Annotated in this window: 10 protein-coding genes and 4 pseudogenes; 9 read left to right on the top strand and 5 right to left on the bottom strand. The window is 68.7% G+C overall.

Going from position 1 to position 12285, the window contains the following annotated elements:
• Window positions 1-47: 47 nt before the first annotated feature.
• A complete protein-coding gene (locus ACFQJD_RS17160; RefSeq protein WP_379799829.1) occupies window positions 48-215 on the bottom strand; it encodes a DUF1931 family protein in 168 nt (55 codons plus the stop codon).
• Window positions 216-368: 153 nt separating this feature from the next.
• Here ACFQJD_RS17160 and larB point away from each other — a divergent pair, with 153 nt between their 5' ends.
• From larB to ACFQJD_RS17145, 3 genes and pseudogenes are all read left to right on the top strand, one after another.
• Window positions 369-1139: a nickel pincer cofactor biosynthesis protein LarB gene (gene larB / locus ACFQJD_RS17155; RefSeq protein ID WP_379799827.1), complete on the top strand. Its 771-nt coding sequence runs from the start codon at window positions 369-371 to the stop codon at window positions 1137-1139.
• Between the two features lie 89 nt (window positions 1140-1228).
• Entirely contained in the window at window positions 1229-1471 is a 243-nt protein-coding gene (locus ACFQJD_RS17150) for a GIY-YIG nuclease family protein (protein WP_379799825.1), read from the top strand.
• Between the two features lie 246 nt (window positions 1472-1717).
• Window positions 1718-3135: pseudogene (locus tag ACFQJD_RS17145) on the top strand (phosphoglucomutase/phosphomannomutase family protein).
• Window positions 3136-3145: 10 nt separating this feature from the next.
• Here ACFQJD_RS17145 and ACFQJD_RS17140 read toward each other — a convergent pair.
• Together ACFQJD_RS17140 and samp2 are read right to left on the bottom strand one after the other, a co-directional pair.
• A pseudogene (locus ACFQJD_RS17140) lies at window positions 3146-3385 on the bottom strand (GNAT family N-acetyltransferase); the annotation flags it as partial.
• A gap of 65 nt (window positions 3386-3450) precedes the next feature.
• Complete coding sequence (gene samp2 / locus ACFQJD_RS17135; RefSeq protein WP_379799823.1) at window positions 3451-3657, bottom strand: ubiquitin-like small modifier protein SAMP2; 207 nt, start codon at window positions 3655-3657, stop codon at window positions 3451-3453.
• 96 nt (window positions 3658-3753) lie between these two features.
• On the opposite strand from samp2, the pseudogene ACFQJD_RS17130 reads away from it, so the two are divergent.
• The 6 genes and pseudogenes from ACFQJD_RS17130 to ACFQJD_RS17105 all read left to right on the top strand — a co-directional run bounded on the left by ACFQJD_RS17130 (window position 3754) and on the right by ACFQJD_RS17105 (window position 10759).
• Window positions 3754-4720, top strand: a pseudogene (locus ACFQJD_RS17130) (replication factor C small subunit).
• 87 nt (window positions 4721-4807) lie between these two features.
• Window positions 4808-7575, top strand: a pseudogene (gene alaS / locus ACFQJD_RS17125) (alanine--tRNA ligase).
• A 149-nt stretch (window positions 7576-7724) separates the two neighbouring features.
• Window positions 7725-7937 (top strand): hypothetical protein, encoded by a 213-nt coding sequence (locus ACFQJD_RS17120; protein WP_379799821.1) that lies wholly within the window; start codon window positions 7725-7727, stop codon window positions 7935-7937.
• A 42-nt stretch (window positions 7938-7979) separates the two neighbouring features.
• Window positions 7980-8756 carry an alpha/beta fold hydrolase gene (locus tag ACFQJD_RS17115; RefSeq protein ID WP_379799819.1) on the top strand — a complete coding sequence of 259 codons (777 nt, stop codon included), beginning with the start codon at window positions 7980-7982 and terminating at the stop codon, window positions 8754-8756.
• Between the two features lie 68 nt (window positions 8757-8824).
• Window positions 8825-9529 (top strand): type 1 glutamine amidotransferase, encoded by a 705-nt coding sequence (locus tag ACFQJD_RS17110; RefSeq protein ID WP_379799817.1) that lies wholly within the window; start codon window positions 8825-8827, stop codon window positions 9527-9529.
• 66 nt (window positions 9530-9595) lie between these two features.
• Window positions 9596-10759, top strand: coding sequence for an acyl-CoA dehydrogenase family protein (locus tag ACFQJD_RS17105; RefSeq protein WP_379799815.1), 1164 nt, complete (start codon window positions 9596-9598; stop codon window positions 10757-10759).
• 4 nt (window positions 10760-10763) lie between these two features.
• Here ACFQJD_RS17105 and ACFQJD_RS17100 read toward each other — a convergent pair whose 3' ends face one another.
• Window positions 10764-11243: a cupin gene (locus tag ACFQJD_RS17100; RefSeq protein WP_379799813.1), complete on the bottom strand. Its 480-nt coding sequence runs from the start codon at window positions 11241-11243 to the stop codon at window positions 10764-10766.
• 78 nt (window positions 11244-11321) lie between these two features.
• On the bottom strand, window positions 11322-12239 hold the full coding sequence (locus ACFQJD_RS17095; RefSeq protein ID WP_379799811.1) for a CPBP family intramembrane glutamic endopeptidase: 918 nt from the start codon (window positions 12237-12239) through the stop codon (window positions 11322-11324).
• Between the last annotated feature and the right edge of the window lie 46 nt (window positions 12240-12285).

Raw genomic sequence — 12285 nt, 5'->3', positions numbered from 1 at the left:
AGTCGCGTCGCTGGCGGGTGGAAAAATATCGGAGAACGGGAGCCGGATTACAGGTCGCGAGGCTGGACCGTCTTGCGGTCGTTCTGTTCCGCGCGACGGGCGGCGTCTTCGAGGAGTTCCTCGACTTTGTCGTCGAGTGCGTCGTAGAAGTCCGAAGCGACGTTCTTGTCCTGGAGCGCTTCCTTGACAGCGGCTTTGACAATAAGGTCTGCCATACAGGTTCCACTATCCCCGCCCTTATTAAAAAGATTTCCCAAATCGGCCGCATGTACCGCCATAGACTGCTTTCTCGCGTTTTTTCGTCACGGCGATTCAAATACCGGGCGAGAAATCGACACGTACGAGTCCCCTCCCGATCGACTGAGAGTATGCGCGACATCCTCGACGCGGTGGCAGCGGGCGATCTCTCGCCGGCGGAGGCGGAGGCCCGCCTCGCGGGGTACGCGACCACCGAGGCCGGGCGATTCGACGCCGCACGGGAACGGCGACGGGGCGTCCCGGAGGCCATCCTCGCGGAAGGAAAGACGCCCGGCGAAGTAGCGACGCTGGCGACGGCGGCACTGGAGACGACGGGGCGCGCGCTCCTGACGCGCGTCGACGAGGCGGCCGTGGCGGCGGTGACGGACGCCGTCCCCGGGGACGCGAGCGTCGACCACGACGAACGCGCCCGGACGGTGGTCGTCCACGGCCCGTCGTACGAACCGCCGTCGGTCAACGCGACGGTGGCCGTCGTCACGGCGGGGACGTCCGACGCCGAGGCGGCGGGCGAGGCGGCGGTCCTCGCGCGCGAACTCGGCGCGACGGTCGAACGCGTCTCGGACGTCGGCGTCGCCCACCTCGGGCGCATCGTCGACAACCTCGAAACGCTCCGCGCGGCCGACGTCGCCGTCGTCGCCGCCGGCCGCGAAGGGGCGTTACCCACCGTCGTCGCCGGCCTCGTCGACACGCCCGTCATCGGCCTCCCCGTCTCGACGGGGTACGGCTTCGGCGGCGACGGCGAGTCCGCGCTCGCGGGAATGCTCCAGTCGTGTACCGTCCTCTCGGTGGTCAACATCGACGCCGGCTTCACCGCGGGCGCACAGGCCGGCCTCGTCGCACGGGCCGTCGGCGCGGCGCGACGCGACGCGGCCGACGAATAGGAGACGGCGACCGTCGCGTCGCTCGACGGCGGCTGCCGACGCGAAGCGATCCAAACTCTCCTGTAGGTCCCCGACGAACGCCCGAACGGATGCATTACGTCTACGTCGTCGAGTGCCGGGACGGCACCTACTACACCGGCTACACCACCGACGTCGAACGCCGCGTGGCCGAGCACGACGCCGGCGAGGGGGCGAAGTACACCCGCGGTCGGACGCCGGTCGAACTCGTCTACACCGAGTCGTTCGAGAGTCAGTCGGCGGCGATGTCCCGCGAGCACGAACTTAAATCGCTCTCGCGGGCCGAGAAAGAGCGCCTCGTCGACGCCGAGTAGCCGAAAAATCGCGGTCGGTGACGTCCAGATCCGCCTCGAACGTCTCACCGCAGGCGTCGCACTGGAAGACGGCCTGTGCCACCGAGGTGAAGACGTGTTTGATCGTCTCGACGAGGGACATTGGTCTCCCCCAGTTCGACGTTTTACGGTCGCCAAGATGATAGTTTCGGCGGCGAAACGACGCCGGACGAACGGCCACCGGGAGGCCGACGCCCACCTTTTGCCGTCCGAACGGGAGAGTCAGATATGGACGCAATCTCGTTCGGGACCGACGGGTGGCGGGCGCCCCTCGACGTGTTCACAGACGCCCGCGTCCGCGTGGTCGGACAGGCCGTCGCGGACTACCTCCGCGACGAGGGTCGCGACGCGCCCGTCGCCGTCGGCTACGACGCGCGAGAGACCTCCGAAGGGTTCGCCGAATCGCTCGCCGAGGTGCTCGCCGGCAACGGCTTCGACGTCCGCCTGCCCGAACGGGACTGTCCGACGCCCGTCGTCGCGTGGGCCATCGTCGACCGGGGCCTGTCGGGCGCGCTGATGGTGACCGCTTCCCACAACCCACCGGAGTACAACGGCGTGAAGTTCATCCCCGACGACGGCGCGCCCGCCCTCCCGGAGGTGACCGACGCCATCGAGGACCGCCTCGCCGAACTGGACCTCCGCCCCGAAGCGGAGCGTGGGAACGTCCGGCGCGTCGACTTCGTCGCCTCCCACGCCGCCCACGCCCGCGAACTGGTGGACGCCGACCTCTCCGGGACCACCGTCGTCTACGACGCCATGCACGGGAGCGGTCGGGGCGTCACCGACGCCCTCCTCGAATCCGCCGGCGCGGAGGTGGTTCGCCGGCGGTGTGACCGCGACCCGACGTTCGGCGGCGTACCGCCCGAACCCAGCGCCGAACATCTGTCGGCGCTGGCCGACGCCGTGACCGATCACGACGCCGACCTCGGCATCGCCAACGACGGCGACGCCGACCGACTGGCCGTCGTGACGCCCGGCCGCGGCTTCCTCGACGAGAACCTCTTTTTCGCCGCCGCCTACGACTACCTGCTCGAAGACGCCGCCGGTCCCGCCGTCCGCACCGTCTCGACGACGTTCCTGATCGACCGCATCGCCGAGGCCCACGGCGAGGAGGTGTTCGAGACGGCGGTCGGGTTCAAGTGGGTCGCCGACGCGATGGTCGAACACGACGCCCTCGTGGGGGCGAGGAGTCCGGCGGCTTCTCCATCCGCGGCCACGTCCCCGAGAAGGACGGCGTCCTGATGTCCCTGCTCGCGGCGGCGGCGACGGCCGAGGAACCGATGGACCGCCGGGTGGACCGCCTGCTCGACGAACACGGCCGCATCGTCGCCGACAAAATCAGCCTCGACTGCCCGGACGCGGAGAAAGCCCGGGTGCTGGCCGAACTCGAATCCGTGATCCCCGAACGAGTAGCCGGCCGCGAAGTCGCGGAGGTGGTGACCCTCGACGGCTTCAAACTCCTGCTTGCCGACGGGTCGTGGCTCCTCGTCCGGCCGAGCGGCACCGAGCCGAAGCTCCGCGTCTACGCCGAGGCGGAAAGCGAAAAGCGAGTGGGCGCGCTCCTGGAGGCCGGACGGGAACTCGTGACGCCGCTGCTCTGCCCTCTCGCACGCCCCACAGCCGACCGTCGCGTCGACCGACGTTGAAGCCGAGCGACTCGTAAAACGGCCGTACGCGGGGGTCGAAATCGGCCGTGAGACGGTCACGCCGGTCGGCCGCCGCCTCGACGAGGGCGGTGCCGATCCCCTGACCCCGCCGCGACCGGCGGACGGCGACGGCGTCGACGTGGTCGCCGTCGAGAACGAGGACGCCGACAACCCGGCCCTCGCAGTCGGCGACGAGAACGTCCCCCGAACCGACGGCGGTGCGGACGGCGTCGTGGTCGAGTTCGAGCATCGCGGCGTCGACGACGCGCACGACGGCCAACAAGTCGTCGTCGGTCGCCGGTCGAACGGAACTCGTCACGCACCGCCGCCCTTGATGAGGCGGAGCACCCGGACTCGGTCTCCGGTCACCGTCCCGTCTTCGGGCACGGGCGATCCGTCCACGAGGACGGCGACTTCGTGCGGGCTGTAGCCGAGTTCCGCGAGGAGGTCCGCGTAGGTGGCGTCGTCGCGGAGCGACACCTCGTGGACCGCGTCGCCGACGACTTCGGTGGTCACTTGCATGAGTGAACACAGGCGTGGCGGGGAATGAGCCTTCTGCACCGACGGGGGAAGATTCGTCTCGGGGAGTTTATGAGGCGACGAGCGCCTAACGGAAGTATGAGCGAGGCCGAGGATTCGTCGCCGGGGCGGGAGATCTGGATCGAGAAGTACCGCCCACAGACGCTCGAAGACGTGTACGGGCAGGAGGACATCGTCTCCCGGTTGCAGAGCTACATCGCACAGGGCGAACTGCCCCACCTATTATTTTCAGGTCCAGCAGGCGTGGGGAAAACTACCTGTGCCACCGCCATCGCGCGCCAGATTTACGGCGAGGACTGGCGCGGGAACTTCCTCGAACTCAACGCCTCCGACCAGCGCGGCATCGACGTGGTGCGCGACCGAATCAAGAACTTCGCTCGATCCAGTTTCGGCGGCTTCGACTACCGCCTCATCTTCTTGGACGAGGCGGACTCCTCACGTCGGACGCGCAGTCGGCGCTCCGTCGGACGATGGAGCAGTTCTCGGACAACACCCGCTTTATCCTCTCCTGCAATTACTCCTCGCAGATCATCGACCCCATCCAGTCGCGGTGTGCGGTGTTTCGCTTTGCCCCCTTTCGGACGAGGCGGTGGCCGGGCAGGTGCGCGAGATCGCCGCCGCGGAGGACATCGAACTGACCGACGAGGGACTCGACGCCCTCGTCTACGCCGCCAGCGGCGACATGCGCCGCGCCATCAACACGCTGCAGGCGGCGGCGACGACGGGCGAGGTGGTCGACGAGGAGGCCGTCTACACCGTCACCAGCACCGCCAGGCCCGAGGAGATCGAGGCGATGGTGACGGCGGCCATCGACGGCGACTTCGCCAAGGCCCGATCGACGCTCGAAACCTTGCTCGTGGACGCGGGGATGGCCGGCGGCGACGTCATCGACCAGCTCCACCGGTCGGTCTGGGAGTTCGACGTCGACGAACGCGCGACGGTCCGCCTGATGGAACGCCTCGGGGAGGCGGATTATCGCATCGCCGAGGGCGGTAACGAGCAGGTGCAACTGGAGGCGCTGCTGGCGTCGCTGGCGCTGGACTGAGACGTGATTCGCCGGACCCAGCGTCCCTGCGGGCGATGAACGGGAGTCCCGGAACTGTTTTAGGCGACGACAGGCCAACAGGAAGTAATGAGCGAACTCGAAGCGGAGTATCGCCTCGACTACTTCGAAGCGGAGGATTTCACCCGCAAACAGTGTCCCGGATGCGGGGTCTACTTCTGGACGCGGGACGAGGCCCGCGAGACCTGTGGCGAGCCCCCGTGTGACGACTACACCTTCATCGACAATCCGGGGTTCGACGACGCCTACTCTCTGGAGGAGATGCGAGAGCAGTTCCTCTCGTTTTTCGAGGCCAACGACCACGAACGCATCGAGCCGTATCCGGTCGCCGCGAACCGCTGGCGCGACGACGTGCTGTTGACGCAGGCGTCTATCTACGACTTCCAGCCGCTCGTCACGAGCGGCGAGACGCCGCCGCCGGCCAATCCGCTCTGTATCTCACAGCCCTGCATCCGGATGCAGGACATCGACAACGTCGGCAAGACCGGGCGACACACGATGGCCTTCGAGATGATGGCCCACCACGCCTTCAACGTGCGCGAGGACGCCGACGGCGAGTACGCCTACGAGGGCGAGGTGTACTGGAAAGACAGGACGGTCGAGTACTGCGACGAGTTCTTCGAGTCGATGGGCGTCGATCTGACGGAGATCACGTACATCGAGGACCCCTGGGTCGGCGGCGGCAACGCCGGGCCCGCCTTCGAAGTGCTGTATCGCGGCGCCGAACTCGCCACGCTCGTCTTCATGTCGATGGAGCAAGACCCCGACGGCGAGTACGAGATGAAAGACGGCAACACCTACAGCCCGATGGACACCTACGTCGTCGACACGGGCTACGGGCTGGAGCGGTGGACGTGGGTGAGCCAGGGCACGCCGACCGTGTACGACGCCGTCTATCCAGACATGGTCGAGTTCCTCAAGGAGAACGCCGGCATCTCCCACACCGAAACCGAGGAGAGCCTCATCCGCGAGGCGGCCGAACTCTCCGGCCACCTCGACATCGACGAAGTCGAGGACCTGGCGCAGGCCCGCGCGCAGGTGGCCGACCAGCTCGGCGTCGAGAAAGAGCGCCTGGCCGACCTCCTCGAGCCGCTCGAAGACGTCTACGCCATCGCCGACCACTCGCGAGCGCTCGCGTACATGCTCGGCGACGGCATCGTTCCGAGCAACGTCGGGACGGGCTATCTCGCCCGGATGGTCCTCCGACGGACCAAGCGCCTCGCCGACAACGTCGGCGTCGACGCCCCGCTCGACGAGCTCGTGGACATGCAGGCAGAACGGCTGGGGTACACCAACCGCGACACCATCCGCGACATGGTCCGGACGGAGGAGAAGAAGTATCGGGAAACGCTCGAACGCGGCAGTCGCCGGGTCGAGCAGCTGGCCAAAGAGTACGCCGAGAAGGGCGAGCCCATCCCGACGGAGACGCTCATCGAACTGTACGACTCCCACGGCCTCCAGCCCGACATGGTCGAGGAGATCGCCGCGGACCACGGGGCCGCCGTCGAACTGCCGGACGACTTCTACGCCCGCGTCGCCGCCCGCCACGAGACCACGGGAGCGGCGGAGGAGGCCGCCCAGCGCGAGGAGCGCGTCTCGGGGCTGCCCGAAACCCAGCCGCTCTACTACGAGGACCAGGAGCGGACGGAGTTCGAAGCGGTGGTCCTCGACGTCTTCGAACGCGAGGAGGGCTACGACGTCGTCCTCGACCAGACGATGTTCTACCCGGAAGGCGGGGGACAGCCGGCCGACACGGGGACGCTGGTGACGGACGAAGTCACCGTCGAGGTGACGGACGTTCAGGAGCGAGACGGCGTCGTCCTCCACCGGACCGACCGCAACCCCGGTAAAGGCGAGTTCGTCCGCGGACAGGTGAACGTCGACCGCCGCCGGAGCCTGATGCGCCACCACACCGCGACCCACGTCGTCGGCTACGCGGCCCGCGAGGTGCTCGGCGACCACGTCCGGCAGGCCGGCGCACAGAAAGGCACCGACCGCTCTCGCCTCGACGTGCGCCACTACCGGCGCATCACGCGCGAGGAGATCAAAGAGATCGAGCGCGTCGCCAACGAAGTGGTGATGGAGAACACGCCCGTCGAACAGGAGTGGCCCGACCGCCGCGAGGCCGAGGCCGAACACGGGTTCGACCTCTATCAGGGCGGCATCCCCCGGGACAGAGTATCCGCCTCGTCCACGTCGCGGAGGACGTCCAGGCCTGTGCCGGCACGCACGTCAGGCGGACGGGCGACATCGGAGCCATCAAAATTCTCAAAACCGAACCCGTCCAGGACGGCGTCGAGCGCATCGTCTTCGCGGCGGGCGAGGCCGCCGTCGAGGCGACCCAGCGGACCGAGGACCACCTCTACGACGCCGCCGACGCGTTCGACGTCGACCCCGACGAAGTGCCCGAGACGGCCGAGCGCTTCTTCAGCGAGTGGAAAGAGCGGGGCAAACAGATCGACCGCCTCAAAGAGGAACTCGCGGAGGCGCGCGCGGCGGCCGGGGCCGAGGAAGTCGACGTCGGCGGCATCCCCGCGGTCGTCCAGCGACTCGACGCCGACGCCGACGAACTCCGCGCCACCGCGAACGCCCTCGTCGACGAGGGGAAGGTGGCCGTCCTCGGGAGCGCCCACGGCGGGAGCGCGCAGTTCATCGTCGGCGTCCCGGACGGCGTCGACATCGACGCCGGCGAAGTCGTCGGACGACTCGCCCGCGAGGTCGGCGGTGGCGGCGGCGGCCCTTCGGATTTCGCACAGGGCGGCGGCCCCGACGTCGACGCCCTCGACGCGACACTGGAGACCGTCCCCGAGGTCCTCGAAAGCGTCCGCGAAGCGTGATAATCGGCCGATAACCGTTTTCAGGGGGTCCGTTCCGGCGCGACGGCGGCGGCGATCGAATCCGTAGCGAGCCGTAATCGGCGTATACCTAACGAGGTGGCCGTCCCGGAAGCGGTATGGGTCGACCGTCGAGAGGAGCGATCGCCTCGGTGTACGGACTCCTCGCCCTCGGGATGTCGGCGGTGAGCGTGGCCGTACTCCCCAGCGCGGATATCTTCCGGCACGTGACCGTCGTCGACGTCGTCACCGGAGAACTGGCGTACGACCGGACGGCGATCGTCGTCGCGGGCGGGTGCCTCCTCGTCGGCGTCGCGGCCGTCCTCCTGGGCAGTCTCCTGGCGGTCGTGGCGCACCGTCAGTAGCGCCCCCGACGAACTAAGGCCGCCGACGCCGAACGGGCGACTATGCCGACCGCAACGAACGGACCCGTCTCGCTCCACTACGAAACCTCGGGGACGGGAGAGACGATCGTCTTCGTCGGCGACGTGGGCTACGGCGCGTGGCAGTGGGGGTGGCAACACGCCGCTCTCGCGGGGCCGTTCGAGACGCTGGTGACCGACCTCAGGGGCACCGGACGGTCCGATTCGCCGCCGGGGCCGTATTCGGTCGACCTGCTCGCGGCCGACGTGCAGGCGGTGCTCGAGGCCCACGGCGCGCGGCGGGCCCACGTCGTCGGCGCGGGGCTGGGCGGGATGGTCGCCCTCGAACTCGCGCGCATCTCCTCGCGCCCGCGGACGCTGACGCTCCTCGGGACGGCCGCCTCGGGGGCGGGGCTGACGCTCGACCCGCTGTTCGGCGATCCGGACGACCCCGACGCGCTCGAAGCGTCGCTCGAAGCCGCGTTCACCCGCGAGTTCGTCGAGTCACACCCCGACGTCGTCGACCGGATCGTCGAGTGGCGCGCCGGGGAGGACGCGGGGCGCGAGGCCTGGGAGGCACAGGCCGCCGCCGTCGCGGCGTTCGACGCCAGCGATCGCCTCTACGAGGTGACGACGCCGGCGCTGGTCTGCCACGGCACCGCGGACGCCGTCTGGCCCGTCGAGCGCGGACGGGCGCTGGCCGAGGACCTGCCCCGCGGGACGTTCGTCGCCGTCGAGGACGTCGGTCACCTCGTCCACGTCGAGGGATCCGGCGTCGTCAACGACCACCTGTGGGGGATACTGGAAGACGGCGAGTCGTGACCGGGGCGCGCCGTCCGGGCCGGCGAGCAGGCGCAAAAGACTTGAGCCACGGACCGGTTGCTGCAGTGATGAGTCTCCGGTTCGCGTTGCTCGACGCCTCGCACGGCGCGGAACACACTCGGCGGAACTTCCGACGGGAACTCGACGCCGACCTCGCGGAGTTCGACGTGACGGACGGCGATCTGCCGGCCACGGTCGACTACGACGGCGTCGTGATAACCGGGTCGCGGTCGTCAGTCTACGGCGACGAGGAGTGGATCCGACCCCTCGTCGACTGGGTCGGCGAGGCGGCCGACCGCGGCCCGCCGATCCTCGGCGTCTGTTACGGCCACCAGGTGCTCGCGGAGGCCCTCGGCGGGCGCGTCGCGGACATGGGCGAACTCGAACTCGGCTACCGCGAGGTGACCCACTACGGCGACGACCTGTTCGCGGGCGTCGACGAGACGTTCACCGTCTTCACGACGCACTCGGATCACGTGGCGGAGCTACCGCCGGACGCGACGCTGCTCGCGGAGAACGACTACGGCGTGCAGGCGTTCCGCCGGGGTGACTGCTGGGGCGTCCAGTTCCACCCCGAGTACGACCGCACGACCGCCGAGCGAGTCGCCCGCGGAAAGGACGTCCACGAGGACCGACTCCGGGACGTCATCGGCGGCATCAACCCCTGGAACTACGAGGCCGCCTGCGAAGCGAAACGCCTGTTCGACAACTTTACACGGTACGTTCGACGACGGGAAAACCCAGATTCCGAATCCGGTTCAGCACCGGCGTAGCGGCCGAATCCAGGAGAATTAGGAAATAACGAATCGTTTTTAGCGTGGTAGTCCACACGAAGGGGTATGCTCGATTACGTGGGGCTGGAATCCGACCTCGGCGAGGAGGAGCGCATGGTGCGAGACACCGCCCGGCAGTTCGTCGAAAACGAGATCGGCGACGACATCGCCGACCACTACATCGAGGGGACGTTCCCGAAGGAGGTCATCACCGAGATGGGCGAACTCGGCTTCTACGCGCCGAACCTCGACGGCTACGGTCTCCCCGGCCTCAGCGAGACGGCCTACGGGCTGTTGATGCAGGAACTGGAGGCGGGCGACTCCGGCCTGCGGTCGATGGCGAGCGTGCAGGGCGCGCTCGTCATGTACCCGATCCACGCCTTCGGGAGCGAGGCGCAGAAAGACGAGTGGCTCCCGCGCCTCGCCGACGGCGAGGCAGTCGGCTGTTTCGGCCTCACCGAACCCGAACACGGGTCGAACCCGACCGGCATGGAGACGAAGGCGGAACGCGACGGCGACGGCTACGTTCTCAGCGGGTCGAAGACGTGGATCACGAACTCGCCCATCGCCGACGTGGCCCTCGTCTGGGCGCGCGACGTCTCCGAGGAGGACGCGCCGGTCCGGGGCTTTCTCGTCGAGACCGACCGCGAGGGCGTCACCACCAACAAGATCGACGAGAAACTCTCGCTGCGGGCCTCCATCACGGGCGAGATCGGCCTGAGCGATGTCTACGTCCCCGAGGAGAGCACCCTCCCCGAGGTGGAAGGGATGAAGGGGCCGCTCGCCTGTCTGACGCAGGCCCGCTACGGCATCGCCTGGGGCGCGATCGGGGCCGCCCGCGACTGTTTCGAGACGGCGCGCGACTACGCGACCGACCGCGAGCAGTTCGGCAAGCCCATCGCCGGCTTCCAACTCCAGCAGGAGAAACTCGCGGAGATGGCCACCCAGATCACGACCGCACAACTGCTCGCACACCGGCTGGCCGACCTCAAAGAGCGGGGCGATCTCCGCCCGCAGCAGGTGTCGATGGCAAAGCGGAACAACGTGCGGATGGCCCGCGATCAGGCGCGAGTGGCCCGCGAGATGCTCGGCGGCAACGGCATCACGACGGATTACTCGCCGATGCGCCACATGTCCAACATGGAGACGGTCTACACCTACGAGGGCACCCACGACATCCACTCGCTCATCCTCGGCGAGGATCTGACCGGCATCGCCGCCTTCCAGTAGACCGCTACGTTTCGCCGTCCCAGTAGTCGACGGCGTCCTCCAGCCGGAAGTAGTCGTTTACGGTCCGGGGTTCGTCGCTCCCCGGCGGCGAGCCGGCGTAGACGCCGATCTTCTCCGAGTCGGGGTAGACGATGACGTCGGGATCCGCCATCGTCGAGAAGACGACGAACCGAACTGGGTCGTCGCCGTCGTTGACGACGCGGTGCCCGCCCTCCTCGCCGGCGGGCATGGCGACGTACTCCCCGCCCGGACCGGCCGGTCGCCGTCCGGTCCCCGGACGGTCCCCTCGCCCGCGAGCACGAGCATCGCCTCCTCGTTGCCCGTGTGGAAGTGATACGGCCACGACTTCCCGCCGGGGGAGTTCGTACATCGTACAGCCGAACTTCTCGCCGTCCGTCTCGCGGGAGAAGCCCTTGCGCCTGAAATGCGTCGATCCGCGTTCGACCTCGTGCCAGTCGAGTTCGTCCTCGTTGACGGACTCCATGACGCCACGTTGAGGCCCGCGTGCCATGAGTGCACGGGGCACTGACAGTCGACGGAGACGCTGGGATCGGACTGGCGCTCAGGAGCCGTCGGGCGGCCGGTAGCAGAGATAGAGCGCGACGGCGGCCCACGCGACGGTCGTGAGCACGCCCGTCGCCGTCGGCCCGAGGAGGGCGTTCGGCCGGCCGCGGACGAACAACAGCCCCGCGGCACCGACGCCGTTGACGGCGGCGTGGCCGATAGTCGCCGGCCAGACGCTCTCGGCCCGCACCGTCACCCACGCGAGGAAGGTGCCGACGACGAACGTGAACCAGACCATGGCGAGCAGTCCCAGCCACGGCGCGCCGGGGTAGTCGAAGCCGTAGTTGTAGCCCATGGCGATGACCGGCCAGTGCCAGACGCCCCAGACGACGCCGAGGACGACGACGGCCCGTCGCCAGCCCAGCGGCAGGAGTTTCGGCAGCAGATACCCCCGCCAGCCGAACTCCTCGCCGAAGGTGAGCGGGGCGTTCAAAAGCGGCGCGAGGAGGACGGCCTGCGCGAGATAGAGGGCGACGAGCGTCGAGAGACCGAACGGCAGCGGCGTCCCGGCGGGAACGCCGAGCAGTTGCCGGGCCGCCCCGAGCGACGGATCGAACTGCTCCGGGAAGACGAGGAAGTAGACGCCGACGCCGACGAGCGTGAGGAAGGCCGGCCCGATCCACGCCGCGACCCAGTAGCGCCACGACGCGCGGACGTGGGGACGAAGGCCGAGGTCGGTCCACCCTTCGCCCGTCAGGCGGCGGGTGGCGACGTTGGCGAGGGCGGGTGCCCACATGTACCCCGTCGCGAGGAGGGCGGTAGCGAGCGTGATGGGCGGCGAGTCGAGGAGTTGCGGGCTATCTCGCAGGCCGCCGGTGGCGTAGATGACGCCGGCGACGGCCCACGCGACGCCGAAGGCGACGCCGAGAAAGACGAGGATGCGCCGCGACTGGAGTTCGGAGGGCCGGTGGAACATCGACCGACTCGTCGGCCGGCGGGCGTAAAAATTTCAGTGCGCGTCG

The organism is Haloplanus sp. GCM10025708 (genome assembly GCF_042663985.1).
Lineage (GTDB): Archaea > Halobacteriota > Halobacteria > Halobacteriales > Haloferacaceae > Salinirarus > Salinirarus marinus.
Note: the sequence above shows the minus strand (reverse complement) of the source record. Positions and strands in the feature narration are given on the sequence as shown.

Excerpts from the sequence above, each read along its gene's own strand:
- ACFQJD_RS17105 (WP_379799815.1), top strand. The coding sequence starts at position 9,596 with ATGCTCGATTACGTGGGGCTGGAATCCGACCTCGGCGAGGAGGAGCGC.
- ACFQJD_RS17095 (WP_379799811.1), bottom strand. The coding sequence starts at position 12,239 with ATGTTCCACCGGCCCTCCGAACTCCAGTCGCGGCGCATCCTCGTCTTT.
- larB (WP_379799827.1), top strand. The coding sequence starts at position 369 with ATGCGCGACATCCTCGACGCGGTGGCAGCGGGCGATCTCTCGCCGGCG.
- ACFQJD_RS17100 (WP_379799813.1), bottom strand. The coding sequence starts at position 11,243 with ATGGAGTCCGTCAACGAGGACGAACTCGACTGGCACGAGGTCGAACGC.
- ACFQJD_RS17115 (WP_379799819.1), top strand. The coding sequence starts at position 7,980 with ATGCCGACCGCAACGAACGGACCCGTCTCGCTCCACTACGAAACCTCG.
- ACFQJD_RS17110 (WP_379799817.1), top strand. The coding sequence starts at position 8,825 with ATGAGTCTCCGGTTCGCGTTGCTCGACGCCTCGCACGGCGCGGAACAC.
- ACFQJD_RS17160 (WP_379799829.1), bottom strand. The coding sequence starts at position 215 with ATGGCAGACCTTATTGTCAAAGCCGCTGTCAAGGAAGCGCTCCAGGAC.
- samp2 (WP_379799823.1), bottom strand. The coding sequence starts at position 3,657 with ATGCAAGTGACCACCGAAGTCGTCGGCGACGCGGTCCACGAGGTGTCG.
- ACFQJD_RS17150 (WP_379799825.1), top strand. The coding sequence starts at position 1,229 with ATGCATTACGTCTACGTCGTCGAGTGCCGGGACGGCACCTACTACACC.